The sequence below is a fragment of the Cellulomonas sp. P4_B5_2 genome (genome assembly GCF_056402235.1).
Genome location: NZ_JBFUHU010000010.1, coordinates 1 through 26,620, shown reverse-complemented (window position 1 = coordinate 26,620; position 26,620 = coordinate 1). Strand labels below are relative to the sequence as shown.

Below are 26,620 nucleotides of genomic sequence, written 5' to 3'. Positions count from 1 at the left end.
GTTCCACTGCGGGCCGAGGAACTGGTCGATCAGGTAGCCGGTGTGGCCGTGCAGGTCCACCATGTCGACGCCCGCGGCCGCGCACCGGACCGCCGCCTCGGCGAACCGGCCGACGAGCGCGCGGACCTCGTCGGTGGTCAGCGGGCGGCACAGGACGGTGGGGTCGAAGAAGTTCGGGTTGTCCGACGCCGAGACCGGCGGCTGCTCGGGCGTGTACGCGGGGTTGTTCCGTCCCATGCCGGCCGTGAGCTGCACACCGAGCCTGCCGCCCTTGGCGTGCACCGCGTCGGCCAGCCGGGTCAGGGCCGGGATCGCGGCGTCGGAGTCGGCGTGGGCCAGGCCCGCGGTGAGCTCGAGGTCGCGGCTCACGGCGGTGAGCTCGGTGACCACCAGGCCCGCCCCGGTGCCGGCGCGCTCGGCGTACCAGGCCACCTGCCGGTTGGAGAAGTGGCCGTCCGCGTCGGAGAGGCTGGTCCCCATCGGCGGCATGATCACGCGGTTGGCGAGCTCGAGGGCGCCGATGCGTCCGGGTGCGATGACGTGGGCGAACGCGGACATCGGAGTCCTTTCCTCCGGCGCGCGACGGTGCGGCCGGGGCAGTGCCAGTGGTGGCTCGATCGTCCGCCGGTCGTCGAAGCGCTTCGTGGGTAGGAGGTCCCAGGTCAACCGGGGTCTGCACGCCCGCACCAGAACCGTGCACGGCCAGCACAGTGCGCCCCGGGTACCGGGTGCGACCGTGCTGCTGAGCGGGCGGACGGGACCGACCGCCGCGAGACGAGGAGACGTCATGACGACCCCCGACACGATCGTGCTCATCCATGGGTTCTGGGTCACACCGCGCTCCTGGGAGGGGTGGAAGGCGCACTACGAGGCGAAGGGCTACACCGTCCACACGCCCGGCTACCCGGGCTTCGAGGTCGAGGTGGAGGCTCTGCGGGCCGACCCGACGCCGATCGCCGACCTCACGACGGACGCGATCGCATCGCACCTCGACGCGTTCCTGAGCTCGCTGGACACCCCCACGCCGCCGATCCTCATGGGTCACTCGGCGGGCGGGACGTTCCTGCAGCTGATGCTCGACCGGGGGCACGGCAGCGCGGCCGTCGCGCTGAACTCGGCGCCGGTCGAGGGCGTCAAGACCACCCCGTGGTCCCAGCTGAAGTCGGTGTTCCCCGTGGTCAAGAACCCGGCGAACCACCACCGCGCGGTCGGTCTGTCGCTCGAGGAGTGGACCTACGCCTTCACCAACACGTACACCGAGGAGGAGTCGCGGTACTTCTACGACCGCTACCACATCCCGGCGTCCGGCCGCGTGCTCATCGACTCGGTGCTCGCGAACGTGCAGCCGGGGCACCAGGACGCCTGGGTGGACTTCAGCAACCCGAACCGTGTGCCGCTGCTCTTCCTGTCGGGCTCCGCGGACCACATCATGCCGCCGTCGGTGCAGGCGTCGAACGCCAAGCACTACCGCGGCGAGGGCACGATCACCGAGCACGAGACGTACGACGGCCGTCCGCACCTCATGGTCGCCGGGGAGGGCTGGGAGGAGATCGCCGACCGGGCACTGGACTGGGCGCTCGCCCAGTCCGACTGGGCTCCCGCGCAGAGCTCCGCCGCGTCCTGACGGTGTCGACCCTCACGTTCACGCACGTCGGAGGGCCGACGACGCTGGTCGAGGTCGACGGCTGGCGCATCCTCACGGACCCGACCTTCGACGCCCCCGGCCGGACCTACAAGTTCGGCTGGGGGACGTCGTCCCGCAAGACCACCGGCCCGGCAGTCCCGGCCGACGAGATCGGCGACATCGACGCCGTCCTGCTCACCCACGACCACCACGCCGACAACCTCGACGACGCCGGACGGCGGCTGCTCGGCAGCGCACCCACGGTCCTGACCACCGTGCCGGGCGCACGGCGACTCGGTCCGCCGGCAGTCGGCCTGCACCCCTGGACGACGACGACGCTCACGCACCCGGACCGTCCGACCCTCACCGTCACGGCCACCCCGTGCCGGCACGGACCGGTCGGCAGCCGTCCGATCGCCGGTGCCGTCATCGGGTTCGACCTGACCTGGGAGGGCCAGGAGCACGGGTCCGTGTGGTTCTCCGGCGACACGGTCCTCTACCGCGGGGTGCGCCAGGTGGCCGAGCGGCGGCGCGTCGGCACCGCGATCCTGCACCTCGGCGGGGTGCGGTTCCCCGTGACCGGTCCGCTGCGCTACTCGATGACGGTGCAGGACGGCCGCGAGCTGTGCCGCGCGCTGCGACCCCGGATCGTCCTGCCGGTGCACTACGAGGGCTGGTCGCACTTCGTCGACGGGCCCGCCGCGCTCGATCGACCGGAGCTCACCCCCGAGCCGGGGCGCACCGCATGGGCCGAACCGGGCCGGCCACTCGTGGTCGAGGTCTGAGCGCTCGCCTAGGCTTCCGGCGTGAGCTGGCCACAGTGGTCCGTCGAGGACGTCCTCGCGCAGCGGCCCGCCGTGCGGGTGAACCAGCTCGGCTACGTCCCGGGCCTGCCGATGGGCGCCACGCTGGTGTCGACGGAACCCGGTCCCGTGGCGTTCGAGGTGGTCGGTGACGACGACCGCATCGTCCTCACCGGGGTGTCGCGGCCGTGGCCGGTCCGTCCCGAACCGACCTCCGGCCTCCCGGTGCACGTGCTCGACCTCACCGGCCTTCCCGAGGGGTCGTTCCGGGTCCGGTCCGCTCAGCACGTCAGCCATCCGTTCGTCGTGGACGGCCGCCGATACGCCGACCTCGGCGACGACGCCCTGCGCTTCTTCTCGCTCATGCGGTCGGGCGCCCCGGTCGACGTGCCCGGCTACGAGCGCCCGGCCGGACACCCCGGGGACGTCGCCGTGCCCGCCTGGACGGGTCCCGACGCGGAGGCCCTCTACCCGGGCTGGCACGACGACGGCACCTACGACGTGTCGGGCGGTTGGTACGACGCCGGCGACTACGGGAAGTACACGACAAGCGGTGCCCTCGCGGTGTGGCAGCTGCTCGGCGCGCTCGACGTCCTGCCACCCGACGACCCGCGGGCCGACGTGGTGCTCGCCGAGTGCCGGTGGCAGCTCGACTGGCTGCTGCGGATGCAGGTGCCGCCGGACCGACCGCTGGCCGGGCTCGCGTTCCACCGCGTGCACGGTGTCGCCTGGTCGCCCCTGCCCGGATGGCCGCACCTCGACCCCACGGAACGCGTCCTGCACCGACCGTCGACCACCGCGGCGCTGCATCTCGCGGCGGCCGCAGCGGCCGGCGCCCGACACTTCCGGCCGACCGATCCCGCCTACGCCGCGCGCTTGCTGGCTGCCGCGCGGACGGCCTACGACGCGGCGCGGCGACACCCCGACCTCCTCCCGCCGGACGACCACGCGCGGCACGGTGGCGGTCCGTACGACGACGGCGACGTGGGCGACGACTTCTACTGGGCCGCCGCCGAGCTCTGGCTGGCCACCGGGGAGCGGGTCTACGAGGAGCACGTCCTCGACTGCTCCGAGCACGCCGCCGACCCGTTCGACACSGCCGGGTACGACTTCCACCGCGTCAGCGCGCCCGCGCGCCTGGACCTGACACTGCACGGCCGCCGGCTCGAGGACCACGCGCGGGTGGTCGACGGCGTTCGCCGCGCCGCCGACCGGCTGCTCGACCTGCAGTCCCGCCAGCCATGGGGGCAGCCCTACGCACCCGCCGACGGGTGGGGCTGGGGGTCGAACGGCCGGATCCTCAACAACCTCGTCGTCCTCGGGGTCGCCCACCTGGTCACCAGCAGCACCGCCTACCGCGACGCGGTCGCCTCCGGCGTGGACTACCTGCTCGGACGCAACGCGCTCGGCCAGAGCTACGTCACCGGGTACGGCACCGACCACAGCCACCACCAGCGCACCCGCCAGTTCGGCCACGACCTCGACCCCGCGATGCCGCCACCACCGCCAGGCGCCCTGGCGGGCGGCGCCAACTCGGTCCCCGCGCCGGACTTCCCCGACGACCCGCGGCTCGCCGGCCTCGCACCCCAGCTCTGCTACCTGGACGAGCCCACGTCCGAGGTCACCAACGACGTCTGCATCCGCTGGAACGCACCCCTGGTCTGGGTGGCCACGTTCCTCGACAGATGAAGGTCAGGCCCGGCGGCGCTTCCAGTCGAGCATGACGAACAGGTCGCGCTCGCCGGGGACGCCCTCGAGCACCGCCCGGGCCAGGGCCGGCTCCCCCGCCTGCTCGCAGGACCAGAGCTCGAAGTCGACCGTCTGCGACCACGTGGCCGGCAGGAACCCGAGGACCGTGGAACCATCGAGCACCTTGACGACGTCGTGCTCGCTCCGGGCCAGCGCGACGGCGAACCCCCGCTCGGAGCGGGTGGCGCGGGTGGGCGCGGCCGAGTCGAGGAATCCCCGCACCCGCACGGGGACGTGACCGCCGCTCGCGGGCACGAGGCGGCCGGGCATCCGGGTCGAGGACGTCGGGTCCATGCCCGCGAAACTACCCCGAAGCACCCGCGCTCGTCCGAGCGAGCGAATGCGCGGCAAACCGCCACGGCGGTGCCGGTGCTCCTGCCAGGATGTCGCGCGTCGCGCGCCTGGCCGCTCGCGCACCTCGGGGGCGCTCGCCCGGATGCGGCAGCAGCAGGGGGTTCCCATGCACGTGTCCCGCCTCACCGCCCTCCCCGTCGCGATCCTCGTCGCCGCGGGCCTGACCGCGTGCGGCGGGGAGCCGGCCGCCGCACCGTCCCCGTCGCCCACGAAGGCCGTGGTCGCCGAGTCGCCGACCCCCACCCCGACGCCGACCGTCGAGGAGCTCACCGCCGCGAACTTCGTCGCGCGCGCGACCGCCGGTGAGGCGACCGCGACCAGCTACGACGTCGCCGTCTCGGTCACCGGCGCGGCGACGATGGAGATGACCGGTTCGGCGGACCTGGCCGGCGGCAAGCACAACGTCGCGATCCACCTGACCGACCCGGACGTCGGGCCGATCGAGATCCGGTTCGTGGACGGCCTGCTCTACGTGAACATCGCCGAGATCGGCGGCGGCCTCTTCTACCAGGTCGACCCGAACGACGGGGCGAACCCGCTCGCGGAGGCGTTCGGCGACCTCGGGGAGGTCCTCTCGTCGGYGTTCGAGGGGATGGACCAGGCGGTGACGAGCGTGACGAAGGTGGGCGCTCCCGAGGTCCTCGACGGCGTCGAGGTGCAGGCGTACCAGGTCGTGGTCGACTCGACCAAGATCACGCCGGACGTCGCCCAGGGGATGCTCGAGGACGAGGGCCTGACGGTTCTCCCGCCCACCCTCACGTACACCCACTGGCTCGATGCGCAGGACCTCCCGCGCAAGAGCTCGTACGAGCTGAACGGCACCACGACGACCGTGGTCTTCACGCACGTCGGCGCGGGCACCCCGGTCACCGTGCCCCCGGCCGAGCAGGTCACGACCGAGATCCCGTTCTGATCCGTGTAGAGAACCGCCGGGCGGCTCCGTTCTCCGAGTGACAGTGCCAGTCTGGGCACGACGACGAAGGAGCAGAACCATGGCGAAGTACCTGCTGATCGTGGACTTCCAGAGCGGTCCCGACGACGCCCCCATGTCGGCGTGGACCGACGACGAGGTCGCCGCACACCTGAACTACTACGGGCGGCTCAACCGCGAGCTGACCGAGAGCGGCGAGCTCGTCGGCGGGGAGATCCTCACCGGCCCCGACCTGGCGAAGGTCGTGACGTCGGACGGCTCCACGACGGTGGTCACCGACGGCCCGTTCCAGGAGTTCAAGGAGTGGGTGGCCGGCTACCAGATCGTCGAGACGGAGACCGAGGCGCGCGCGGTGGAGATCGCCGCCCTCGTCTCGGCCGTGCCCGGACGCGGCGGGGTGCCGACCCAGCAGCCCATCCAGGTGCGCCGGATCATGGAGGACGGACCGTCGGACGTCGAGGAGATGAACGCGTTCCTGGAGACGGCGAGCGACGCCCGCTGAACGTCCCCGACGACGTCGAGGACCTGCTGCGTCAGCTGGCGCCGCAGGTCCTCGGCACGCTCGCTCGCCGGTGGGGCGACTTCGACGCCGCGGAGGACGCGGTGCAGGAGGCCCTCCTGGCGGCCGCGCAGCACTGGCCGGCGGACGGGGTCCCCGCGCAGCCGCGTGGGTGGCTGCTGCAGACCGCGTCGCGGCGGATGGTCGACCGGTGGCGCAGCGACGTCGCCCGCCGCGACCGCGAGGTCCGCGTCGCGACGGAGCCCGCATCCGGCGGCGCCGAGCAGGACGACGACACCCTGACGGTCCTGTTCCTGTGCTGCCACCCGGCGCTGACCCCCACGTCCGCGATCGCGCTGACCCTGCGCGCGGTCGGCGGGCTGACCACCGCGGAGATCGCGCGGGCGTTCCTGGTGCCGGAGGCGACCATGGCGCAGCGGATCAGCCGCGCCAAGCAGCGGGTCGCGGGCGAGCGGTTCTCGATGCCCGCACCCGAGGAGCGACCGGCACGGCTGCGCAGCGTCCTGCGCGTCCTGTACCTGATGTTCAACGAGGGCTACACCAGCAGCGCGGGCTCCGACCTGACGCGCGCCGACCTGTCCGACGAGGCCATCCGGATCGCGCGGCTCCTGCACACCGTCGACGACGACGCCGAGGTCGCCGGGCTGCTCGCCCTGATGCTCCTGACGGACGCCCGTCGGCCGGCGCGGACCGACGCCTCGGGTGCGCCGGTGCCGCTGGCCGACCAGGACCGGAACCGCTGGGACCGCACCCGGATCGCGGAGGGGACGGCCCTGCTCGACGGGGCGTTCGGACGCGCGACGGTCGGCGAGTACCAGCTGCAGGCGGCGATCGCCGCGATCCACGACCGGGCGCCCTCGGCGGACGCGACCGACTGGCCGCAGATCCTCGCGCTCTACGGCCTGCTCGAGCGGATGACCGGCAACCCGGTGGTGACGCTCAACCGAGCGGTCGCGGCGGCGATGGTCGACGGGCCGGCGGCCGGGCTGTCAATCCTGGACGGCGTGGACGACGGGATGCCCCGGGTCGACCAGCTGCGCGCGTACCTGCACGAGCTCGCCGGCGAGACCGACCTGGCGCTCGCGCACTACCGACGGGCTGCCGGCCGCGCGACCAACGTGGCGGAGCGCCGCTATCTGGACGCGCAGGTGGCGAGGCTCAGCTGAGCGGGTCCCACCCGTACGGGTGTCCGCGCCCGCCGCTAGCGTGGCGCCCATGGTGATGGACGAGATGAGCACTGCGGCACACGTCGCCGACACCCACGACCGCATCCGCGTGCACGGTGCGCGCGAGAACAACCTCAAGGACATCAGTATCGAGATCCCGAAGCGCCGGCTCACGGTGTTCACGGGGGTCTCCGGCTCGGGCAAGAGCTCGCTGGTGTTCKGCACGATCGCCGCCGAGTCGCAGCGGATGATCAACGAGACCTACAGCACCTTCGTCCAGGGCTTCATGCCCTCGCTGGCGCGGCCKGACGTGGACGTSCTSGACGGGCTGACCACSGCGATCATCGTCGACCAGGAGCGGATGGGCGCCAACATCCGGTCGACCGTCGGCACCGCGACCGACGCCAACGCGCTGCTGCGCATCCTGTTCAGCCGGCTCGGGGTCCCGCACCTCGGCTCGTCCCAGGCGTTCTCGTTCAACGTCGCGTCGATCTCGGGCGCCGGGGCGGTGACCATCGAGAAGGGTGGCACCACCACCAAGGAGCGCCGGAGCTTCTCCATCACCGGTGGCATGTGCTCGCGCTGCGAGGGCCGCGGCTCGGTCACCGACTTCGACCTCACCCAGCTCTACGACGACAGCAAGTCGCTCAACGAGGGCGCCCTGACGATCCCCGGCTACAGCGTGGACGGCTGGTACGGGCGGATCTTCAGCGGCTCGGGCTTCTTCGACCCCGACAAGCCGATCAGCAAGTTCACCAAGAAGGAGCTGCACGACCTGCTCTACAAGGAGCCGACSAAGATCAAGGTCGACAACATCAACCTCACCTACGAGGGGCTCATCCCGAAGATCCAGAAGTCGTTCCTGGCCAAGGACGTCGAGGCCCTGCAGCCCCACATCCGGGCGTTCGTCGAGCGCACCGTCGTCTTCACCACGTGCCCGGACTGCGACGGGACGCGGCTCAACGAGGGCGCCCGCTCGTCGAAGATCGGCGGGGTCAACATCGCCGACGCGTGCGCGATGCAGATCAGCGACCTCGCCGAGTGGGTGCGCGGGCTCGACGAGCCGTCCGTCGCACCCCTGCTCACGGCCCTGCGCGAGCTGCTCGACTCGTTCGTCAGCATCGGGCTCGGGTACCTCTCGCTCGAGCGCTCGTCGGGCACCCTCTCGGGCGGCGAGGCGCAGCGCACCAAGATGATCCGGCACCTCGGCTCGTCGCTCACCGACGTGACGTACGTGTTCGACGAGCCCACCATCGGCCTGCACCCGCACGACATCCAGCGGATGAACGCACTGCTCCTGCGCCTGCGGGACAAGGGCAACACGGTGCTCGTCGTGGAGCACAAGCCCGAGGCGATCGCGATCGCCGACCACGTGGTCGACCTCGGMCCCGGCGCCGGGTCGGCGGGCGGCACGGTCTGCTACGAGGGGAGCCTCGACGGGTTGCGCTCCAGCGGCACCATCACGGGGCGCCACCTCGACGACCGCGCGACCCTCAAGGAGTCCGTCCGGACGGCGACCGGCACGCTCGAGATCCGCGGCGCGACCACCAACAACCTGCGCGACGTCGACGTCGACATCCCGCTCGGCGTCCTCGTCGTGCTCACCGGCGTGGCCGGCTCCGGCAAGAGCTCGCTCATCCACGGGTCGATGCCGACCGGTGCGGGCGTCGTGTCCATCGACCAGGCGGGCATCAAGGGGTCACGCCGGAGCAACCCCGCCACGTACACGGGCCTGCTCGAGCCCATCCGCAAGGCGTTCGCCAAGGCCAACGGCGTCAAGCCCGCCCTGTTCAGCGCCAACTCCGAGGGCGCCTGCCCCAGCTGCAACGGCGCCGGGGTCATCTACACGGACCTCGCGATGATGGCCGGCGTCGCCACCCCGTGCGAGCTGTGCGAGGGCAAGCGGTTCCAGGCCTCGGTGCTCGAGTACCACCTGGGCGGCCGCGACATCAGCGAGGTGCTCGCGATGTCGGTGACCGAGGCGGAGCAGTTCTTCGGGGCCGGCGATGCGCGCACCCCCGCGGCGCACGCGGTCCTCGTCCGGCTCGCCGACGTCGGGCTCGGCTACCTGAGCCTCGGTCAGCCGCTCACCACGCTGTCCGGCGGCGAGCGCCAGCGGCTCAAGCTGGCCACGCGCATGGGCGACAAGGGCGGCATCTACGTCCTGGACGAGCCGACCACCGGCCTGCACCTCGCCGACGTCGAGCAGCTGCTGGGCCTGCTCGACCGGCTCGTCGACTCCGGGACCTCGGTCATCGTCGTCGAGCACCACCAGGCGGTCATGGCGCACGCGGACTGGATCATCGACCTCGGTCCCGGCGCCGGCCACGACGGCGGGCGGATCGTCTTCGAGGGGACGCCGGCCGAGCTGGTGGCCGGCCGCTCGACGCTCACGGGCCAGCACCTGGCCGCCTACGTGAGTGCTGCCGCATCGAGCAGGGATGGAGAAGCCGCGGTCGCGGCCGCTCCCTAGGGTGGTCGGAAGACGTCCAGAGAGGAACCGATGATGGCGAAGACGACGAGCACGGAGGCCGAGGGATTCACCGCGGAGGAGCGCGCCGCGATCAAGGAGCGCGCCAAGGAGACGCGGYGCAAGGCGAACGGCGAGAGCGACCTGCTCGAGAAGATCGCCGAGATGGCCGAGGGGGACCGCGCGATGGCGGAGCGGATCCACGCCATCGTCACGGAGGTCGCGCCGGACCTCGAGCCCAAGACCTGGTACGGCCAGCCGGCCTACGCGAAGGACGGCAAGGTGGTCGTCTTCTTCCAGGCCGCGTCGAAGTTCAACACGCGGTACGCCACCCTGGGCTTCAACGACGTGGCGGCCCTCGACGACGGCTCCATGTGGCCGACGGCCTTCGCGCTCACCGGTCTGACGGCCGCGGACGAGAAGCGGATCGGCGAGCTCGTGAGGAAGGCCGTCAGCTGACGGTTGCTCTGGTGGCGGGATAACGATAGATTTCTGTCGTTAATCGATAGATCGCCACCAAGGAGCACCCCATGAGCCGACTGGCCGTCCTCGCGCTGCGGGTGGTGATCGTGCTGATGCTCGCCGGCCTGCTGGCGGTGCAGATCATGATCATCCCGGCCATCGGTCGCGACATCGACGACGGCGGAGCCGCGGTGGCGCACCTGCGCTGGCCGGTGATGATCATCGGGATCCTGGGCGTGCTCGCCGTGCAGGCCGCGCTCGTCTGCGTGTGGCAGCTGCTCACCATGGTCCGGCGCGACACCGTGTTCAGCACCGCGGCGTTCCGGTACGTCGACGTCATCATCGGGGCGGCGGTCGCGGCCACCCTGCTGGCGATGGTCCTGTCGTTCGTGCTCGCACCCGGCGAGGCGGTGGCGCCCGGGATCGTGCTGCTCGTCGTGATCGGCGGCATGGGCACGGCCGGGATCGCCCTGCTGGTGCTCGTCCTGCGGGTGCTGCTGGCCAAGGCGATGGTCCTCGACTCGACGGCCACCACGCTGCGCGCCGAGCTCGACGAGGTCATCTGATGCCGATCGTCGTCGACGTCGACGTCATGCTGGCCCGCCGCAAGATGTCCGTGGGTGAGCTGGCCGACCGCGTCGGCATCACGCCCGCCAACCTCGCCGTGCTCAAGAACGGCCGGGCCAAGGCGGTCAGGTTCACCACGCTCGAGGCGCTGTGCGCGGTGCTGGAGTGCCAGCCCGGAGACCTGCTGCGACGCGTCCCGTAGGTCGGTCCGCCGCATCCGCCCGTTCGCCGGACGGGGCACGTGCCGGGCCGCTAGTCTCCGGCGATGCCGATCCGGACGAACCGCGCGCTCCTGACCGCCCTCGGCCTCGGCCTCGTGCTCTGGTTCGTCTCGGCGGTCGCCCACGCMGGGGCGAGCAGGGCCGGCATCTCCCCCGGGCTCGTCGGCCKGCTCGCCCCCGCGACGCCCGCGGTGTCGCTGGTCCGCGGGGCGGGGTACGCCGGAGGCGGTGAGGTCCTGGCCGTCCTGGTGTTCCTCGGCGCGCTCGCCCTGCTCGTGCTCCCGGCGCTCCGCGCCACCCGGACCGGCGCCGCGCCTCGCGTGCTCGCCGTGTGGTTCGCCGTCATCGTCGCCGGCTGGGCTGCCGGGGTCGTCTCGATGATCGCCGGCGAGGGCGGCCGGCTGTTCGCCTACGGCACCCCCGACGCGGGTCTGTGGCTGCTGACCCTCGGGTATCTCGAGCCGCTCCGGGCGGGGTGGGCGTGGGGCGTCGTGTACGGCTGGATCGTGGGGCTGGCCGCCGTCGCGGTCGCCCGGCGCGGCGAGGAGCCGGCTCCCGCGAGCCGACCTGCCGGTGCGCTCGCGGCCGCGATCACCGCCGGAGTCGTCGCGGCGATCGGGTGGTGGGCCGTCGCGGCCGCGCACGCGGCCGTGGACAGCACGGTCGACCGCTACGTGACGACGGCACGGTCCGAGTTCGCGCTCACCGTGCGCCTGGCCGCCGACTGGGCGCTGCCGGTCACCACCACGCGCGACGCGCCCAGTGCGGTCGTGCTGCTCAGCGGCCTCCTCGTCGGGGGGATCGTCGGCGGGCTGGTCTGGCTCGCCGTGCGCACCACGGTCGTGACGGGCGGTCGGCTCGTCCTGTTCCTCGGCGTCTGGGCGGCGGCGATCGTCGGCGCGACCGTCGGCGCGCTCCCCACCGTGCTCGCCTCGACCGGCCTGGACCCCGAGGGCGACGGTCGGTGGGCGATCGGGCAGTCCCAGCTGTACGGACCGACGGACGGCGGGGCGTCGGGCGCGTTCTACGGCTGGATCCCCGCCCTGCTCGTCCTCGGAGTGCTGGCGTGGGCGCGACGGGCGTCCGCGCCGTCGGAGGCCGAGCCCGTTCCCGCGGTGGCGTAGTCCGATAGTTTCGGAGCCCGACAACCTAAACGGTTCGCTTCGTCCCTGCACTGTTCCCTTCGCGAGATCGCCTCTGCACACTGGCGTCGATAACGTTATCGACGCTCCACGCGTCGAGACGGCGCTGACCTCCCCACGGATGCCGGTGCAGATCCCCACGCACAAAGGAGTGCAGGATGTCCGAAAGTATCGGTACCGCGCCGCGACGACGCCGGTCGTTCCGCGCCCTCGCAGCCCTCGGCGCCGCGAGCGCGATGGTGGTCGCCGGGCTCGCCGTCGCCACCCCGGCCAGCGCCGTGTCGTCGAACGAGACCGGCACGAACAACGGGTACTTCTACTCGTTCTGGACCGACTCCCCCGGCACCGTCTCCATGAACCTGGGGTCGGGCGGCAACTACACCACCCAGTGGAGCAACACCGGCAACTTCGTCGCCGGCAAGGGCTGGAGCACGGGCGGGCGCAAGACCGTCAACTACTCCGGCAGCTTCAACCCCTCGGGCAACGCGTACCTGACCCTGTACGGCTGGACCACGAGCCCGCTGATCGAGTACTACATCGTCGACAACTGGGGCACGTACCGGCCCACGGGCACGTTCATGGGCACAGTGAACAGCGACGGCGGCACGTACGACATCTACCGCACCCAGCGCGTGAACCAGCCCTCGATCCAGGGCACCGCGACGTTCTACCAGTACTGGAGCGTGCGGCAGTCGAAGAAGACCGGCGGCACCATCACGTCCGGCAACCACTTCGACGCCTGGGCCAGCAAGGGCATGAACCTCGGCACCCACAACTACATGATCATGGCGACCGAGGGCTACCAGAGCAGCGGCAGCTCGAACATCACCGTGAGCGAGGGGTCCGGCGGCGGGGGCACCACCACACCGCCCCCGAGCACCGGCGGCTGCAGCATCACCGCCACCCGCGGCGAGGAGTGGTCCGACCGGTTCAACGTCAGCTACACGGTCAGCGGCGCCAGCTCCTGGACCGCCACCCTCAACCTCAACGGCAGCCAGACCGTACAGAACAGCTGGAACGCGTCGGTCAACGGGCGGACCGTCACGTCGACCGGCTCCAACACGTTCGGCGTCACCATCATGAAGAACGGCAACAACACCACTCCGTCGGCCACGTGCGGCACCTCCAGCGGCGGCGGCACGACGACCCCACCGCCGACGACGTCGAGCTGCTCCGCCGGCTACGTGGGCCTGACGTTCGACGACGGCCCGAACACCGGCACCACCAACCAGCTCATCTCCACGCTGCGCAACGCCGGCGCGACGGCAACCGTGTTCCCGACCGGCTCCAACGCCCAGTCGAACGCGTCGCTCATGCAGGCGTACAAGAACGCCGGCCTGCAGATCGGCAACCACAGCTGGGACCACCCGCACCTGGTGAACCTGAGCCAGTCAGACATCCAGTCGCAGCTCACGCGCACCCAGACCGCAATCCAGCAGACCGCCGGGGTCACCCCGACGCTCTTCCGGCCGCCGTACGGCGAGACCAACCAGACGCTCAAGAACGTCGAGTCCTCGCTCGGCCTGCGCGAGATCATCTGGGACGTCGACTCGAACGACTGGAACAACGCGAGTGCAGACGCCATCCGGCAGGCAGCCGCCCGGCTCACCAACGGCCAGATCATCCTCATGCACGACTGGCCGGCCGCGACCCAGCAGGCGCTGCCGAACATCCTGAACGACCTGGCGTCGCGGAACCTCTGCACCGGTCACATCTCGAGCAGCACGGGCCGGGCGGTCGCACCGTCCAGCGCCGGCGGTGGGGGCGGGACGACGAACCCGCCGGCGGGGTCCTGCACCGTGACCGCCGCGCGCGCTGACGAGTGGTCGGACCGGTTCAACGTGAGCTACTCGGTCAGCGGCAGCAGCAGCTGGGTGGTCACGCTGAACCTGTCGGGGAGCCAGAGCGTCCAGAACAGCTGGAACGCGACGCTCAGCGGCAGCGGCTCCACCCGTCAGGCGAGGCCGAACGGCGCCGGCAACACGTTCGGCGTCACGATCATGAAGAACGGCAGCACCACCACGCCGAGCGCCACCTGCGCGACCGGCTGAATCAAGGACGAGGACGGCAGTCCCCCGCGGGGGGCTGTCGTCCTCAGGCCCTCGCGCGGCCCCGGGTGCCGCGCCAGATCGCGGTGACGATCAGCGCGCCCACGATCGAGCCGATGATGCCGCTCGGGCGCAGCTCGAGCCCGTCGCCGGAGAGCAGGCTGGCCAGCAGCCCACCGACGAACGAGCCGACAAGCCCGGCGACGATCGCCATGGTCCAGTCGATCCCCTTGCGGTCCTTGCCGAGGATGAGCTGGGCCAGGGCACCGATCAGCATGCCGAAGAGGATCAGTCCGAGGATGAGCATGGCCTGAGACTATGGCCGGTTTGTCCCCTCGACCAGCACCGCGACGCCGTCGAGCAGCCGCGTGAGGCCGAACTCGAACGCGCGGCGCGGGTCGTAGGCCGCCTGCTGGGCCTCGCCGGCGATCGGTCCGACGCGTGCGACCGTCGGGTACGCCTCGGCGTCGAACACCCGCGCGACGAACGGCTCGGTGGCGGCCCACCACTCGGCCTCGCTGATCCCGGTGGCCTGCTGGGCGGCGGCCTGCTCGACGACGCCCCGCGCGGTGCCGGCCACGAAGCCGCCGACGAGCGTGACCACGGCGTCCATCGCGACCTCGTCGAGCCCGCTGCCGTCCACCGCGCGGAGCTCGAGCTCGTACTTGGCCATCACGCCCGGGCCCAGCGGTGGGCGCCCCGACGCGGCGACGTGCAGGAGCCACGGGTGCCGCTCGTACAGCGACCAGTTGGCGCGGGCGACGGCCTCGAGCCGGGCGCGCCAGTCGTCGGAGGTCGGGGCGTACAGGTCCGCGGTCTCCGCGAGCACGGAGTCCACCATGAGGTCGACCAGCTCCGCCTTGCCGGGGACGTACGTGTAGACGGTCATCGCGCCGACGCCCAGGTCGGTGGCGAGCCGGCGCATCGACAGCGCGCCGAGCCCCTCGCCGTCCGCGAGCGCGATCCCGGCGGTCACCACGCGGTCGACCGAGAGCCCGGCCGCGGCACCCCGTCCGCGGGGTGCCGGCTCCGACTCGCGCCACAGCAGAGCCATGCTCCGGGCGGGGTCCCCGATGCCCGTGATCTCCGTCATGGCACCCATCCTCCCCCGTCGGGAACACCGGGGTGACGTCGTGCGTTTCTTACCGTACAGTGTACGGCTAGACGACGGAGGAGCCCATGACAGCCATCCAGACCCTCGGACTGACCCGCCGGTACGGCGACACCACCGTGCTCGACGGCCTCGACCTCTCGGTGGAGCCGGGCACCGTGCACGGCCTGCTCGGCCCCAACGGCGCGGGCAAGACGACGACCGTGCGCATCCTGTCGACGCTCCTGGACCCGCACGGCGGCTCGGCGAGCGTCGCCGGCTTCGACGTCGTCAGGCAGCCGGCCCAGGTGCGCCGCCACCTGGGGCTCGTCGGCCAGCACGCGGCCGTCGACGAGATCCTCGGCGGCCGCGACAACCTGGTGATGTTCGGCCGGCTGAGCCACCTGGGCACCCGGCAGGCGCGCCTGCGCGCGGAGGAGCTGCTGGAGCGGTTCGACCTCCTCGACGCCGCCGACCGGCCCGTCTCCACCTACTCCGGCGGCATGCGGCGCCGGCTCGACCTGGCGGCGGGGCTCGTCCTCGACCCGACGGTCCTGCTGCTCGACGAGCCGACCACGGGCCTCGACCCCGGCGGCCGGCGCGAGGTGTGGCAGTCCGTGCGGGCGCTCGTCGCGGGCGGGACCGCCGTGCTGCTCACCACCCAGTACCTCGAAGAGGTGGACCAGCTCGCGTCGCAGGTCACCGTGCTGAACCAGGGCCGCGTCGCCGCGGAGGGCACCCCTGACGCGCTCAAGGCATCGATCGGGCAGGACCGGCTGGACGTCGTCGTCCGCGACGAGGTGGACCTGCCGGCCGCTCGGTCTGCGCTGCGGGCAGTCGCGGGGGACGCGGAGGTCGATCTCGACGGTCGCCGGGTCACCGCGACGGTCACCGACCGCGTCGCAGCCCTCACGCACGTGGTCCGGACGCTCGACGACGCCGGGATCGCCGTCGACGACGTGATCCTGCGCCGGCCGACCCTCGACGAGGTCTTCCTGCACCTGACCGGAACGACGAAGGAGGCCGCATGACCTGGGCCCTGCGTGACTCCTGGACCGTGACCCTGCGCGACCTCGGGCACTGGCGGCGCCAGCCGTGGGACCTGCTCATCGGGCTCGCGTTCCCGATCCTGCTGTTGCTGATGTTCGGGTTCCTGCTGGGCGGCGCCATCGAGGTGCCCGGCGGCTACATCGAGTTCCTGTTCCCCGGCATGCTCGCCGTGACCATGGCGTTCGGGCTGGAGAGCACCATGACCGCGGTGTCGCAGGACGTGCAGCGCGGGGTGACCGACCGGTTCCGGTCGCTGCCGATGTCCCGCGCCGCGGTGCTGCTCGGTCGGGCGACCGCGGACATGCTCGCGAGCGTCGTCGGCCTCGCGGTGCTGCTGGTCGCCGGGCTGGCGGTCGGGTGGCGGGTGCACGAGGGGCTCGGCAGCGCGCTGGCCGGCGTGGGCCTCCTGCTGCTCCTGCGGTTCGCGTTCCTGTGGGTCGGCATCTACCTCGGCCTGCTGTTCCGCGGGCAGGGCGGCGTGATGGCGGTGCAGATCCTGGTGTGGCCGTTCGTGTTCCTGTCGAACGCGTTCGTGCCGATCTCGACCATGCCCGGCTGGCTGCAGGCGCTGTCGGCGTGGAACCCGGTGACGGCGACCGTGGCCGCGACGCGCGAGCTGTTCGGCAACCCGACCGTGGCCGCCAGTGGGTGGGCGTCCGACAACGTGGTGCTCCTGGCCGTCGTCTGGCCGATCGTGCTCGTCGCGATCTTCGGCACGCTCGCGGTCCGGCGCTGGGCGCACCTGGGCCGCTGACGGGGTCAGCCGACGTCGCGCCGCCGGAACACCAGGAGCGCGACGCCGGCGACCACCGCGGTGAGCACGAGCAGGTACACCGCGCCCTGCGTCTGCGACAGCACGTGCTCGACGCTCTGGCACGACCGGCCGGACGCCGTCGTCGTGCACTCGAGCGTGAAGTACGTCGCGCCGCCCGAGACCCACGCCGACACGTTGAGGCCCAGCGTCCACGGCTGGAGGTGCTGGACCCAGTTGACCAGGATGGTCTCGACCAGCACCAGCCACCCCAGGACCACGCCGAGCACGGCCGCGGTGTGTCGCGCGAGGAAGCCGAGGGCGGCACCGATCACGGCGGTGACCGGCGTCAGGGCGACGATGCGCAGAGCCACGGCGATCGGGGAGCCCAGGTCGGTCGAGGCTCCGGCGTTGATCGTGTCGAAGTGCCGGTAGGCCGCCCACGACCCGCCGAGGACGATCGCCACGGCGACCAGAGCCACCGGCACGACCGCCAGCGCGGCCGCGACGACCTTGCTCAGGTAGACGCGCACCCGGCGCGGGGCGAACGTGAGCCAGTTGCCGATCGAGCCGGTCGAGAACTCCGCCGAGACGAAGCTCGCCGCCAGCAGCACGGGGGCCAGGACGAACAGCGCGGACACCGACGTGAGCAGCACGACGGTGTCCCGGTCGAAGGTGGGCCTGGCCGGTATCCACTGCGCGAGCTCGGGCGCGGTCATGTCGTCGCACCCGTAGTCGACCATCGCGGGGTCCTCGGCGGTCGCCCTGTCGGTCTCCTCCTGCGCGCGGCAGTCCGCGACGTACTGCTCGCCGTTCTGCTCCCAGTCCGTGAGCGCCTGCTCGTAGTAGACCCGCGCCTGGTCCTGCTCGGCCTGCGACGGCGGGGAGGCGGAGTTCCACGCCGAGACGACGGCGAAGCAGCTGATGACCAGGACGGCGACGACGCCGACCCGGATCAGGGTGCGGGACGCGAACCGATCGAGCTCGACCCGCAGCAACCGGCTCACGACTCCGCCCCCACGTGGTGCGCGGGTCTGGCGTCCCCGGTCGGTGGCGCGTGCGTCCCCGGGCCTCGGCCCGCCGTGAGCTCGAGGAAGACCGACTCCAGGTCGGCGCGCAGAGGCACCAGCTCCTCGACGAACAGCTGGTGTGCCGCGAGCGCCTGCGTGATGTGCGCCGGGGGCACCCCGCCGTCGACCAGGAGGTACCGGCCGTCGGGACGCACCGTCCAGCCCTGCGCGCCGAGCACCTGCTGCGCGCGCTGCGGATCGGCCACGCCCACCCGGACCGTGGCCGCCACCCCGGTGCCGATGAGGTCCGCCACGCGGCCGCTCGCGATGAGCTCGCCGCGCGCGATGATCGAGACGGTGTCGGCCACCTGCTCGACCTCGGCCAGGATGTGGCTGGAGACGAGCACGGTCTTGCCGCGGTCGGCGAGCCCCCGCATCGTGCCGCGGATCTCCCGGATCCCGGCGGGGTCGAGCCCGTTGGTCGGCTCGTCGAAGATGAGCAGGTCCGGGTCCTTGAGCAGCGTGGCGGCGATGGCGAGCCGCTGCTTCATCCCGAGCGAGTAGCCCTTGTAGCGGTCGTCGGCACGGTCCAGCAGACCGACGTCCGAGAGCACCACGTCGACCAGCCGCGTCGGGGCGTCGATGGCCCGGGCCAGCATCGACAGGTTCTTGCGGCCGGAGAAGCTGGGGAAGAACTTGGGCTGCTCGACGATCGCGCCGACGCGGCCGATCACCTCCGGCAGGCGCTGTGGCACCTCCTCGCCGAACAGCGACATGGTCCCGGAGTCCGCGCGGATCAGGCCCAGCAGCATGCGGATCGTGGTCGTCTTGCCGGCGCCGTTCGGGCCGAGGAACCCGTGCACCCCGCCGACCGGGACGTCCAGGTCCAGGCCCCCGACCGCGACCGCTCGCTTGCCGGTCCGGCTGCGGTACGTCTTGCGCAGGCCGCGGGTGGAGATGGCGAGTTCCGTTGACACGTCGGTGTGCCCCTTGACGGTCGGACGCGAGGAACGAGCACAGCGCCCGGTCGCGTGCACCGTAGCGGTTCCCCAGGGACCAGACGGGCAGTTCAGCGCGTCAGCGCGGCGAGCTTGCCCTCCAGCACACCCCGCTCCCGCGCGTTTCCGCACAGCCGGACCGCGAGCTCCAGCTCGCGCCGGGCCTCGTCGGTCCGGCCCAGCCGGGTCAGCAGCTCGCCGCGGACGCTCGGCAGCAGGTGCGATCCCGAGAGCCGATCGGTGGCGACGAGCTCGTCGACCAGGGGCAGCGCCGCCGCCGGCCCCTGCGCCATGGAGACCGCCACCGCCCGGTTGAGCTCCACCACGGGAGACGGTGCCAGGCGGCCGAGCGCCTCGTACAGCAGCACGATCCGGTCCCAGTCGGTCGCAGCCACGGAGGGCGCGACCGCGTGGCACTCGGCGATCGCCGCCTGGGCGCCGTACGCCCCGAGCCCACGGCCCACACGCCCGGCGGTGGCGAGGGCGGCCCGCCCGCGCCGGATCGCCGCGCGGTCCCAGCGCCTGCGGTCCTGCGCCTCGAGCAGCACCGGGGCACCGTCGTCGCGCACCCGCGCCGGGAACCGGGCGGCGGTGAGCTCGAGCAGGGCGAGCAGCCCGTGCACCTCGGCCTCGTCGGGCACCAGCTRCGCCAGYACACGGGTCTGCCGGATCGCCTCGTGGGCCAGGTCGGTCCGGATCCAGTCGGCGCCGGTCGTGGCCGACGAGCCCTCGGTGAACACCAGGTATAGGACGTGGAGCACCGAGCCGAGGCGTGCGCGGCGCTCGTCGGCGGGCGGCACGTCGAACCGCACCTGTGCCGCCGCGAGCGTCTTCTTGGCGCGGGTGATCCGCGCCTGGACCGTGGCGGTGGGCACCAGGAGCGCCCGGGCGATCTCGTCGCTGGTCAGGCCGCCGACCACCCGGAGCGTCATCGTGATCTGGGCCTCCCGCGAGAGCACCGGGTGGCACGCGATGAACATCAGGGCCAGCACGTCGTCGTCGATCCGGTCGGGGTCCCAGTCGTCGTCACCCTCCTCGCCCAGGTCCCGGGCGAGGAGGGCGTACCGCTCGTCGAGTGCCGACCGGCGACGGTAGGCATCGATCGCGCGCCGACGACCCACCGTGAGCAGCCAGCCCGCGGGGTTGCTCGGCACGCCGTCGCGCGGCCACGCCACGAGCGCCGCGGCCAGCGCCTCCTGGGCCAGGTCCTCCGCGAGCGAGAAGTCCCCGGTGAACCGGGCCAGGGTCGCGACGATGCGCGCGGACTCGATCCGCCAGACGGCCTCGACCGCGTCGCGACCCGAGCCGGAGCCGGTCCGAGCTGGCCGCTCCGCTCCCGCCACGGGTTCGCTCGCCTTCCCGCCGGTCAGAGCTGCCCGGTCCGCTCCCGCCACGCGCGCTCCTTCTGGATCCACTCGTTGTCCTGCGGGAACTCCTCGATGGTCGTCACCCGGCGGATCTCGGTCTTCTGGCCGGGGCCCGTCATGGGTGCGCGCTTGGCCCACTCGACGGCCTCCTCCTTGGACGCGACGTCGAGGATCCAGAAGCCGCCGAACAGCTCCTTGGTCTCGCCGTACGGGCCGTCGCTGACGACGGGCGGCTGCGAGGAGAAGTCGATGACGACCCCGTCGGCCGCGTCGTCCAGGCCCTCGGCGGCCACCAGGACGCCGGCGGAGATCATCTCGTCGTTGAACCGACCCATCGCCTCCATGATCTGCTCGAAGTCGACGCTCTGGAACGCCTCGAGCGCCTCGTCGGTCGCGCGCATGATCAGCATGTACTTCACGGTCGTCTCCTGGCTGTGTCGTGGGCCCCCATCGGACCCTCTCACCCGTCAGTCGAGCGGTGGAACCACCGGATCGACATCACGTCCCGACGACTTTCGCGGACAGCCGCTCGACCAGCCGCCAGCGCGACGCGGCGCTCTCGACGAGCTCGAGGCCGGCCGGTTCCAGCAGCAGCAGAGGCCGTCGGCGGTAGTGCTCTCCCGCGTGACGAGGCGTAACGCGCTCGAGCATGCCCTGCACCGCGCGGCCGAAGCCGGCGGACGACTCCACGTGGTCGGCCATCAGCAGCAGGCCGCCCGGGCGCAGCACGCGCGCGAGCTCGGCCAGCACGGCGAGCTCGTCGTCCACGCAGCACAGGGCCAGCGTGCTCACGACGGTGTCGAACGAGGCGTCCGGCAGGTCCAGGTGCGCGGAGTCGGCCTGCAGCAGGCGCACCGGGACGCCGATCGCCGCGGCCCGTGCGGAGGCTGCCCGGAGCATGGCGGCGCTGACGTCGGTGAGCGTGAGGTCGGTGACGCGGTCGGCGTAGTAGGGCAGGTTGGCCCCGGTGCCGACGCCGACCTCGAGAGTCCGGCCCGAGACGCGCTCGGCGATCCACTGCCGCGCCGGCGCGAGCAGCCGGGGTTCGAGGAACGCGGTCGTGCGGTCGTAGGTCGCCGCCTGGCCGTCCCAGTACGCCTCGCTCATCGCTTCGGCCACGTCCACGGGGGACCGTCGAGCAGCCCGGCTCCGTCCACCGAGGTCGCACCGCCTCCCTTGGTGAGCTCGATGGTGGTGGCGCCCGCCGAACGCAGGGCCCGGACCAGGTCCTCGGAGTGGGTGACGACGAGCACCTGCGACCGCTCCGCCGCCGCCGCCGCGATGAGGGCACCCACGGCGGGCATGAGGCTCGGGTGCAGGCTCGACTCCGGCTCGTTGAGGACCAGCAGGTCCGGCGGTCGGGTGGCGTGCGCGGCGGCGACCAGCAGCAGGAACGTGAGCGTGCCGTCGGACAGCTCGGCGGCGGACAGGGGGCGGCGAAGCCCGGGCTGGGTCATGCCGACGCGGCAGACGCCGTCGTCCTCCTCCGTGACCACGAGACGCGAGCCCGGGAACGCCACGTCGACCGACGCCTGCAGCGCATCGGCGTCTCCGACCCGGTCGATCGTCAGCAGCGCCGCGGCGAGGTCGTCGCCGCTGGCGGAGAGCACCGGCGTGAAGGTGGCGATCCCCGGCCGCCGCGCCGGGGACTCGGCGTCGGTCCGCAGGTGGTCGTAGAACCGCCAGCGGCGGGCCTGCTCCCGCAGCGCGAACAGGTCGGGCGTCGCGGCGGGGTCGGCCAGGAGCGCCATGACCGACTCGTGGTCGCCGACGGTGAGCGGGACGGTCGTCCACGCGCCGGAGTCGTCGCGCGTGCGGATCCGCGATCCGGTGCGCTCGGTCAGGACCGTCGACGGCCGCAGCACGGCGCCGGCCCACACGACCTCGGACTTGATCTCGGGGTCGAGCTTGAACGGACCCAGCTGCGGCAGTCCCAGGTCGATCGCGTACGAGAGGTCCTCGGTGGCGATGCCCAGCCGGACCGCGACCGGCCCCTCCGAGCGCCGGCCGGCGTGCATCGCGGACCGCATCCCGCCCTCGCGCGCCAGCGACGAGACGGCACCGTCACGAGCCACCTCGGCGAGCAGGCGGAGTGCCCGGTAGACGCTCGTCTTGCCGCTCCCGTTGGCACCGGTGACCACCGTGAGGTCGTCCAGGCCCAGGACGAGGGAGCGCAGGCTGCGGTACCCCTCGACCGCGAGCGTCCGGATCATGGCGCGACCCTAGCGGCGGGCGCCGACGCTCAGACCGGTTCGAGGAGGACCACGGGGATCACGCGGGACGTCCGCTCCTGGTACCGCGCGTAGTTCGGCAGCGCCTCGACGATCCGCGGCCAGAGCCGGTCGCGCTCGTCCGTCGTCGCCACCCGGGCCAGCATCGGACGGGCGGGGCCGCCGCCGAGCGCGACCTGCACCTGCGGGTGGTCGCGCAGGTTGAGGAACCAGGACGGGTGCTCGTCGTTCCCCCCGGCGGACGCCACGATCACGAGCGTCTCCCCCAGCGTGACCGGCGCGGTCAGCATCGACGATCGAGGCCTGCCCGACCGGCGTCCTGTCGTCACCAGCTCGAGCGACGGCAGACCCACGAGCTCACCGCCGAACCGCCCGCCGGTCAGCCGCAGGAGCGCGCGGTGCAGCCAGCTCAAGGACCGCATGAGGACGGTGCTGGTCATGCCTAGATGAGAGCACGTGTCGCACCGCGGTGCGACGATTCTCGGATGACCCGATTCGTCGTCGACGCCGCTGCCGCCCTGCGGCTCGCGGAGTCGGGCTCTGCGATGCCCGAGAACCACGAGCTGCTCGCCCCGACCCTGCTGCGCTCGCAGGCGCTGTCCGCGATGCACGAGGCCGTCCACCGCGGCGACCTCACGTCCTCGGAGGCCCGCGAGCGGCTCGCGCGACTGAACCGGATGTCCATCCGGCTCCTCGGTGACGGCGTCCTGCGGAACACGGCCTGGAAGATCGCCGACGAGCTCGGCTGGGCGTCCACCTACGCCGCGGAGTACGTCGCCCTGACGCGACTGCAGGCCGACTACCTCGTGACCCTCGACGACGAGCTCGCGCGCACGGTCGCCGGCGTCGTGGCGACCGCACCGTTCGACGCGTTGCTGGACCCCGCCGCATGAACGTGACGCTCAGCCCGTGGTCGACCGACGACGACGAGGCCCTCGCCGCCGCCGTGCGGGACAGTCCCGACCTCGCGGTCCAGCTCGGCGACGAGGCCCTCGGCACGCCCGAGGCCGCCCGCAGCTACATCGAGCGGTACCTCACCCACGACGAGGGGACGATCACGTTCGCGATCCGCGTCGACGGGACGGCGGTCGGCCACGTGGCGCTGAGCCACATCGAGCGCCGGCACGACACCGCGTGGGCCTCGTACTGGGTGTCGGCCAGCCGCCGCGGCCACGGCCTGGCGTCCCGCGCGCTCGCCACGGTCGCCGCCTACGCGTTCGACACCCTCGGCCTGTTCCGGCTCGAGCTCGGGCACCGCGTGAACAACCCCGCGTCCTGCCGGGTGGCCTCCAACGCCGGGTTCTCCGCCGAGGGGATCGAACGCGCGAAGCTCCGGTACGGCAGCGACCGGTACCACGTCGAGACGCACGCGCGGCTGGCCACCGACCCGGCGCCTTCGCTCGTGCTGGTCCCGGTGGTCCCGGTCGCCCGGGAGGCCGAGCCCGTGCGATGACCCTCGCCTCGGGGTGCGACTCGGCGGCATGCTGGTCCCGCAGTCCGAGGCGGCGAACGAGCGGGGTCCGTAGCCTGGACCGGTGGACACGTCTGCAGCCGTGACCGTGGTCGTCGGCCTCGTCGGCGTGGTGGTGGGCGCATGGCTCAGCCACCGGTTCTCCGTGCGGGCGCAGCGGGAGGCGTGGCGTCGCGAGCGGCGGTACGAGCTGTACGTCGAGGCCGTGCCCGTGCTGCAGCGGGCCAGGACAGAGGCGCTCCGGAAGGTGCCGTCCGACAGCTCGGTCTCCGGTGACCTGCGCTTCCTCCTGCTGCGCGTCAAGGTGCTGGGCTCACCCGACGCAGTCACCAAGGTCACTGCGGTGGACCGGCTGCTGTCGACGTCCGCGCCTCCGTGGTACCTGACGAACGAGCAACGCGAGCAGTACCGACGGCCACACCCACTGGGTCACCGTGCTGCCACCGTCCGCGTGGTCGACGAGGCGCTGGTGGCGCTCGAGCGCGACGTGCTGGGCGTCCGGGCACCGGAGGAGCGCTCCGTCCGAGACGGAGAGTGAAGCCCTACGCTCGCTCGCGTGAGCGAGATCGCGCAGCTGCCTGCCGAGCACCCGTGGGCCACCCTCGGCGTCATCGCCGCGATCCTCCTGATCGGCTGGCTACGCCGCCCCCGGGGGGCCGGTCAGCGCCCGACCCGGCCACGCGGGACGCGACCGCGGACCGGGGAGGTCTGGTTCGCCCAGGTGCCGTTCGAGGAGGGCACCGGCAGCAAGGACCGCCCCGTGCTCGTCCTGTCCGTGGTCGGCACGACGTGCGAGGTCGCGAGGTTCACGTCGCAGGACCGCACCGGCCGCCGTGACTACCTCCGGGTCCCGCAGGGGGTGCCCGGGCTGCCGAAGGCGAGCTGGCTGGACCGCCGGCCGATCACGCTCCACCCGTCCGCGTTCCGCCGGTACCTCGGCGAGCCGGGAGAGGCGTTCGTCCACTGGTACCGCGGCTCCGCCGCCGATCTCGGGTGACCTGTTCGTCGGCGTCGACTAGCGTCTCGCCCTTGTGAGCCGGATCGTCGACGTCGTCGTCCCGCGCAGGCTGGGCACCGGGTTCCGGTGGCTGCTCGCCTCGTCGTGGAGCTCCAACCTCGGCGACGGCATCGTCATCGCCGCCGGCCCGCTCCTCGTGGCGTCGCGCACCGAGGACGCGTTCCTCGTCGCGCTCGCGGCCCTGCTCCAGTGGCTGCCGCCGCTGCTGTTCGGCCTGTGGGCCGGCGCGCTCACCGACCGGCTGGACCGGCGTCGGCTCGTGATCCTCGTGGACTCGCTGCGTACCGTCGTCCTGATCCTGCTGGCCGCCGCCGTGGCCTTCGACGTGGCCACCATCGTGCTCGTCCTGGTGGCGATGTTCCTGCTCGGCACCGCGGAGACGTTCGCCGACAACGCCTCGGGCACGATGGTGCCGATGCTGGTCCAGCGCGACGACCTGGCGCTGGCCAACAGCCGCATCCTGGCCGGGTTCGTCACCGTGAACCAGCTCGTCGGCCCGCCCCTCGGGGCGTTCCTGTTCGCGGCCGGACAGGCGTGGCCGTTCGCCGCGGACGCGCTGCTGGTGGCGGCCGGAGCGGTGCTCGTCTCGCGGATCTCGCTGCCCCCGCACCTGACCGAGCCGAGAACCACGCACCTGCGGCACGACATCGCCGAGGGTGTCCGCTGGGTCCGGCACCACGCAGCGGTGCGGACCCTGGTGCTGACCATCCTCATCTTCAACGTGACGTTCGGCGCCGCGTGGTCGGTGCTCGTGCTCTACGCGCGGGAGCAGCTGGGCCTCGGGGCGATCGGGTTCGGGCTCATCACCACGGTCGGGGCCGTCGGCGGGCTGGTCGGGACGGTGTCCTACGGCTGGATCACCCGACGGGTCAGCCTGGCCAACCTCATGCGGATCGGGCTCATCGTGGAGACCCTCACGCACCTCGCGCTGGCGCTCACCACGACCGCCTGGTTCGCGCTGGTGGTCTTCTTCGTGTTCGGTGCGCACGCGTTCGTCTGGGGCACCACCTCCGTGACCATCCGGCAGCGGGCGGTGCCGACCGAGCTCCAGGGGCGGGTCGGGAGCGTGAACCTGGTGGGGGTGTTCGGCGGGCTGGTGGTCGGCGCGGCGATCGGCGGCCTGCTCGCGCAGCGGTACGGGGTGACGGCGCCGTTCTGGTTCGCGTTCGTCGGCTCGGYGATCTTCGTCGTGCTCATCTGGCACCAGCTGCGGCACGTGGCGCACACCGACGAGCTGCACGCGCCCGAACCGGCTTGATCCTTGGATCGAGATCCATCAATATAGGCCCGTGACGAGCATCGCCATGAGCCCCGCGTCCGCGGACCAGGTGGCTCGCTCGCTCAAGGCCCTCGCGGACCCCCTGCGCCTGCGCGCGCTCTCGCTCATCGCCGCCAGCCCGTCCGGCGAGGTCTGCGTCGAGGACGTCAGCGAGCTCACGTCGGTGTCGCAGCCGACCGTCTCCCACCACCTCAAGGTGCTCAAGGACGCGGGCCTGGTCACGGCCGAGCGCCGGGGCACGTGGGTCTGGTACCGGCTCGCGCCGGAGCACCGCGGCGCGGTCCGCACGGTGCTGGAG

Annotated in this window: 31 protein-coding genes; 20 read left to right on the top strand and 11 right to left on the bottom strand. The window is 72.4% G+C overall.

Annotated features, from left to right (window positions below; translation table 11 throughout):
• A partial coding sequence (locus AC1DUQ_RS01480; RefSeq protein ID WP_477073307.1) for an oxidoreductase occupies positions 1-558 on the bottom strand: 558 nt, incomplete at its 3' end.
• 229 nt (positions 559-787) lie between these two features.
• On the opposite strand from AC1DUQ_RS01480, the gene AC1DUQ_RS01475 reads away from it, so the two are divergent.
• The 3 genes from AC1DUQ_RS01475 to AC1DUQ_RS01465 are packed head-to-tail and all read left to right on the top strand — an operon-like array spanning position 788 to position 4,116.
• Positions 788-1,624, top strand: a complete 837-nt coding sequence (locus AC1DUQ_RS01475; RefSeq protein ID WP_477062492.1) for an alpha/beta hydrolase — start codon at positions 788-790, stop codon at positions 1,622-1,624.
• Between the two features lie 2 nt (positions 1,625-1,626).
• A complete protein-coding gene (locus AC1DUQ_RS01470) occupies positions 1,627-2,409 on the top strand; it encodes an MBL fold metallo-hydrolase (RefSeq protein ID WP_477062493.1) in 783 nt (260 codons plus the stop codon).
• 21 nt (positions 2,410-2,430) lie between these two features.
• Positions 2,431-4,116, top strand: coding sequence for a glycoside hydrolase family 9 protein (locus AC1DUQ_RS01465; protein ID WP_477073306.1), 1,686 nt, complete (start codon positions 2,431-2,433; stop codon positions 4,114-4,116).
• Between the two features lie 3 nt (positions 4,117-4,119).
• Here AC1DUQ_RS01465 and AC1DUQ_RS01460 read toward each other — a convergent pair whose 3' ends face one another.
• Complete coding sequence (locus AC1DUQ_RS01460) at positions 4,120-4,470, bottom strand: hypothetical protein (RefSeq protein WP_477062495.1); 351 nt, start codon at positions 4,468-4,470, stop codon at positions 4,120-4,122.
• A 166-nt stretch (positions 4,471-4,636) separates the two neighbouring features.
• Between AC1DUQ_RS01460 and AC1DUQ_RS01455 the strand changes: the two genes are divergently transcribed.
• From AC1DUQ_RS01455 to AC1DUQ_RS01415, 9 genes are all read left to right on the top strand, one after another.
• The gene (locus tag AC1DUQ_RS01455) at positions 4,637-5,443 is read left to right on the top strand and encodes a hypothetical protein (protein ID WP_477073305.1); all 807 of its coding nucleotides are present in this window, start codon (positions 4,637-4,639) and stop codon (positions 5,441-5,443) included.
• Between the two features lie 79 nt (positions 5,444-5,522).
• On the top strand, positions 5,523-5,963 hold the full coding sequence (locus AC1DUQ_RS01450) for a YciI family protein (protein ID WP_477062497.1): 441 nt from the start codon (positions 5,523-5,525) through the stop codon (positions 5,961-5,963).
• Positions 5,960-7,147 (top strand): RNA polymerase sigma factor, encoded by a 1,188-nt coding sequence (locus tag AC1DUQ_RS01445; protein WP_477073310.1) that lies wholly within the window; start codon positions 5,960-5,962, stop codon positions 7,145-7,147. Before AC1DUQ_RS01450 ends, AC1DUQ_RS01445 begins: the two co-directional genes overlap by 4 nt.
• A 49-nt stretch (positions 7,148-7,196) precedes the next feature.
• Positions 7,197-9,620 carry an ATP-binding cassette domain-containing protein gene (locus AC1DUQ_RS01440; RefSeq protein ID WP_477073304.1) on the top strand — a complete coding sequence of 808 codons (2,424 nt, stop codon included), beginning with the start codon at positions 7,197-7,199 and terminating at the stop codon, positions 9,618-9,620.
• 33 nt (positions 9,621-9,653) lie between these two features.
• A complete protein-coding gene (locus tag AC1DUQ_RS01435; protein ID WP_477073303.1) occupies positions 9,654-10,076 on the top strand; it encodes an iron chaperone in 423 nt (140 codons plus the stop codon).
• A gap of 71 nt (positions 10,077-10,147) precedes the next feature.
• The gene (locus AC1DUQ_RS01430) at positions 10,148-10,645 is read left to right on the top strand and encodes a DUF2975 domain-containing protein (RefSeq protein ID WP_477062500.1); all 498 of its coding nucleotides are present in this window, start codon (positions 10,148-10,150) and stop codon (positions 10,643-10,645) included.
• A complete protein-coding gene (locus AC1DUQ_RS01425; RefSeq protein ID WP_477062501.1) occupies positions 10,645-10,848 on the top strand; it encodes a helix-turn-helix domain-containing protein in 204 nt (67 codons plus the stop codon). The genes AC1DUQ_RS01430 and AC1DUQ_RS01425 overlap by 1 nt, the downstream gene beginning before the upstream one ends.
• 63 nt (positions 10,849-10,911) lie before the next feature.
• Complete coding sequence (locus AC1DUQ_RS01420; protein ID WP_477073302.1) at positions 10,912-11,991, top strand: hypothetical protein; 1,080 nt, start codon at positions 10,912-10,914, stop codon at positions 11,989-11,991.
• A 176-nt stretch (positions 11,992-12,167) separates the two neighbouring features.
• Positions 12,168-14,060 carry a glycoside hydrolase family 11 protein gene (locus tag AC1DUQ_RS01415; protein WP_477062503.1) on the top strand — a complete coding sequence of 631 codons (1,893 nt, stop codon included), beginning with the start codon at positions 12,168-12,170 and terminating at the stop codon, positions 14,058-14,060.
• 43 nt (positions 14,061-14,103) lie between these two features.
• On the opposite strand, the gene AC1DUQ_RS01410 is transcribed toward AC1DUQ_RS01415, so the two are convergent.
• Both AC1DUQ_RS01410 and AC1DUQ_RS01405 read right to left on the bottom strand, forming a co-directional pair.
• Complete coding sequence (locus tag AC1DUQ_RS01410; protein ID WP_477062504.1) at positions 14,104-14,364, bottom strand: GlsB/YeaQ/YmgE family stress response membrane protein; 261 nt, start codon at positions 14,362-14,364, stop codon at positions 14,104-14,106.
• A gap of 9 nt (positions 14,365-14,373) precedes the next feature.
• Positions 14,374-15,150 carry a TetR/AcrR family transcriptional regulator gene (locus tag AC1DUQ_RS01405; protein ID WP_477062505.1) on the bottom strand — a complete coding sequence of 259 codons (777 nt, stop codon included), beginning with the start codon at positions 15,148-15,150 and terminating at the stop codon, positions 14,374-14,376.
• Between the two features lie 86 nt (positions 15,151-15,236).
• Between AC1DUQ_RS01405 and AC1DUQ_RS01400 the strand changes: the two genes are divergently transcribed.
• A complete protein-coding gene (locus AC1DUQ_RS01400; protein WP_477062506.1) occupies positions 15,237-16,178 on the top strand; it encodes an ATP-binding cassette domain-containing protein in 942 nt (313 codons plus the stop codon).
• Positions 16,175-16,951: an ABC transporter permease gene (locus AC1DUQ_RS01395; protein ID WP_477062507.1), complete on the top strand. Its 777-nt coding sequence runs from the start codon at positions 16,175-16,177 to the stop codon at positions 16,949-16,951. The genes AC1DUQ_RS01400 and AC1DUQ_RS01395 overlap by 4 nt, the downstream gene beginning before the upstream one ends.
• Before the next feature lie 5 nt (positions 16,952-16,956).
• Here AC1DUQ_RS01395 and AC1DUQ_RS01390 read toward each other — a convergent pair whose 3' ends face one another.
• From AC1DUQ_RS01390 to AC1DUQ_RS01360, 7 genes are all read right to left on the bottom strand, one after another.
• Positions 16,957-17,955 (bottom strand): ABC transporter permease subunit, encoded by a 999-nt coding sequence (locus AC1DUQ_RS01390; RefSeq protein ID WP_477062508.1) that lies wholly within the window; start codon positions 17,953-17,955, stop codon positions 16,957-16,959.
• Complete coding sequence (locus AC1DUQ_RS01385) at positions 17,952-18,935, bottom strand: ABC transporter ATP-binding protein (protein ID WP_477073301.1); 984 nt, start codon at positions 18,933-18,935, stop codon at positions 17,952-17,954. Before AC1DUQ_RS01385 ends, AC1DUQ_RS01390 begins: the two co-directional genes overlap by 4 nt.
• 92 nt (positions 18,936-19,027) lie before the next feature.
• Positions 19,028-20,299: an RNA polymerase sigma factor gene (locus tag AC1DUQ_RS01380; RefSeq protein ID WP_477073309.1), complete on the bottom strand. Its 1,272-nt coding sequence runs from the start codon at positions 20,297-20,299 to the stop codon at positions 19,028-19,030.
• A 23-nt stretch (positions 20,300-20,322) separates the two neighbouring features.
• Entirely contained in the window at positions 20,323-20,742 is a 420-nt protein-coding gene (locus tag AC1DUQ_RS01375) for a YciI family protein (protein ID WP_477062510.1), read from the bottom strand.
• A 79-nt stretch (positions 20,743-20,821) separates the two neighbouring features.
• On the bottom strand, positions 20,822-21,448 hold the full coding sequence (locus AC1DUQ_RS01370; RefSeq protein ID WP_477062511.1) for a class I SAM-dependent methyltransferase: 627 nt from the start codon (positions 21,446-21,448) through the stop codon (positions 20,822-20,824).
• Positions 21,427-22,536 (bottom strand): AAA family ATPase, encoded by a 1,110-nt coding sequence (locus AC1DUQ_RS01365; RefSeq protein WP_477062512.1) that lies wholly within the window; start codon positions 22,534-22,536, stop codon positions 21,427-21,429. The genes AC1DUQ_RS01370 and AC1DUQ_RS01365 overlap by 22 nt, the downstream gene beginning before the upstream one ends.
• A gap of 29 nt (positions 22,537-22,565) precedes the next feature.
• Positions 22,566-22,994 (bottom strand): nitroreductase/quinone reductase family protein, encoded by a 429-nt coding sequence (locus tag AC1DUQ_RS01360; protein WP_477062513.1) that lies wholly within the window; start codon positions 22,992-22,994, stop codon positions 22,566-22,568.
• Between the two features lie 45 nt (positions 22,995-23,039).
• Here AC1DUQ_RS01360 and AC1DUQ_RS01355 point away from each other — a divergent pair, with 45 nt between their 5' ends.
• The 6 genes from AC1DUQ_RS01355 to AC1DUQ_RS01330 form a co-directional block, all read left to right on the top strand.
• Positions 23,040-23,447 carry a type II toxin-antitoxin system VapC family toxin gene (locus AC1DUQ_RS01355; protein WP_477062514.1) on the top strand — a complete coding sequence of 136 codons (408 nt, stop codon included), beginning with the start codon at positions 23,040-23,042 and terminating at the stop codon, positions 23,445-23,447.
• Complete coding sequence (locus tag AC1DUQ_RS01350) at positions 23,444-24,007, top strand: GNAT family N-acetyltransferase (RefSeq protein ID WP_477062515.1); 564 nt, start codon at positions 23,444-23,446, stop codon at positions 24,005-24,007. The genes AC1DUQ_RS01355 and AC1DUQ_RS01350 overlap by 4 nt, the downstream gene beginning before the upstream one ends.
• A gap of 82 nt (positions 24,008-24,089) precedes the next feature.
• Positions 24,090-24,563 (top strand): hypothetical protein, encoded by a 474-nt coding sequence (locus AC1DUQ_RS01345; protein WP_477062516.1) that lies wholly within the window; start codon positions 24,090-24,092, stop codon positions 24,561-24,563.
• A gap of 18 nt (positions 24,564-24,581) precedes the next feature.
• Positions 24,582-25,022 (top strand): type II toxin-antitoxin system PemK/MazF family toxin, encoded by a 441-nt coding sequence (locus AC1DUQ_RS01340; protein WP_477062517.1) that lies wholly within the window; start codon positions 24,582-24,584, stop codon positions 25,020-25,022.
• Between the two features lie 34 nt (positions 25,023-25,056).
• Positions 25,057-26,301 carry an MFS transporter gene (locus AC1DUQ_RS01335; protein ID WP_477073300.1) on the top strand — a complete coding sequence of 415 codons (1,245 nt, stop codon included), beginning with the start codon at positions 25,057-25,059 and terminating at the stop codon, positions 26,299-26,301.
• Between the two features lie 46 nt (positions 26,302-26,347).
• Positions 26,348-26,620: ArsR/SmtB family transcription factor (locus AC1DUQ_RS01330; protein WP_477073308.1), on the top strand; the 273-nt coding region annotated here is incomplete at its 3' end.

What these genes read in the sequence shown, in the direction of transcription:
- AC1DUQ_RS01460 (WP_477062495.1), bottom strand. Translation starts at nt 4,470, where the DNA reads ATGGACCCGACGTCCTCGACCCGGATGCCCGGCCGCCTCGTGCCCGCG.
- AC1DUQ_RS01405 (WP_477062505.1), bottom strand. Translation starts at nt 15,150, where the DNA reads ATGACGGAGATCACGGGCATCGGGGACCCCGCCCGGAGCATGGCTCTG.
- AC1DUQ_RS01475 (WP_477062492.1), top strand. Translation starts at nt 788, where the DNA reads ATGACGACCCCCGACACGATCGTGCTCATCCATGGGTTCTGGGTCACA.
- AC1DUQ_RS01430 (WP_477062500.1), top strand. Translation starts at nt 10,148, where the DNA reads ATGAGCCGACTGGCCGTCCTCGCGCTGCGGGTGGTGATCGTGCTGATG.
- AC1DUQ_RS01365 (WP_477062512.1), bottom strand. Translation starts at nt 22,536, where the DNA reads ATGATCCGGACGCTCGCGGTCGAGGGGTACCGCAGCCTGCGCTCCCTC.
- AC1DUQ_RS01395 (WP_477062507.1), top strand. Translation starts at nt 16,175, where the DNA reads ATGACCTGGGCCCTGCGTGACTCCTGGACCGTGACCCTGCGCGACCTC.
- AC1DUQ_RS01400 (WP_477062506.1), top strand. Translation starts at nt 15,237, where the DNA reads ATGACAGCCATCCAGACCCTCGGACTGACCCGCCGGTACGGCGACACC.
- AC1DUQ_RS01355 (WP_477062514.1), top strand. Translation starts at nt 23,040, where the DNA reads ATGACCCGATTCGTCGTCGACGCCGCTGCCGCCCTGCGGCTCGCGGAG.
- AC1DUQ_RS01425 (WP_477062501.1), top strand. Translation starts at nt 10,645, where the DNA reads ATGCCGATCGTCGTCGACGTCGACGTCATGCTGGCCCGCCGCAAGATG.
- AC1DUQ_RS01415 (WP_477062503.1), top strand. Translation starts at nt 12,168, where the DNA reads ATGTCCGAAAGTATCGGTACCGCGCCGCGACGACGCCGGTCGTTCCGC.
- AC1DUQ_RS01410 (WP_477062504.1), bottom strand. Translation starts at nt 14,364, where the DNA reads ATGCTCATCCTCGGACTGATCCTCTTCGGCATGCTGATCGGTGCCCTG.
- AC1DUQ_RS01450 (WP_477062497.1), top strand. Translation starts at nt 5,523, where the DNA reads ATGGCGAAGTACCTGCTGATCGTGGACTTCCAGAGCGGTCCCGACGAC.
- AC1DUQ_RS01360 (WP_477062513.1), bottom strand. Translation starts at nt 22,994, where the DNA reads ATGACCAGCACCGTCCTCATGCGGTCCTTGAGCTGGCTGCACCGCGCG.
- AC1DUQ_RS01350 (WP_477062515.1), top strand. Translation starts at nt 23,444, where the DNA reads ATGAACGTGACGCTCAGCCCGTGGTCGACCGACGACGACGAGGCCCTC.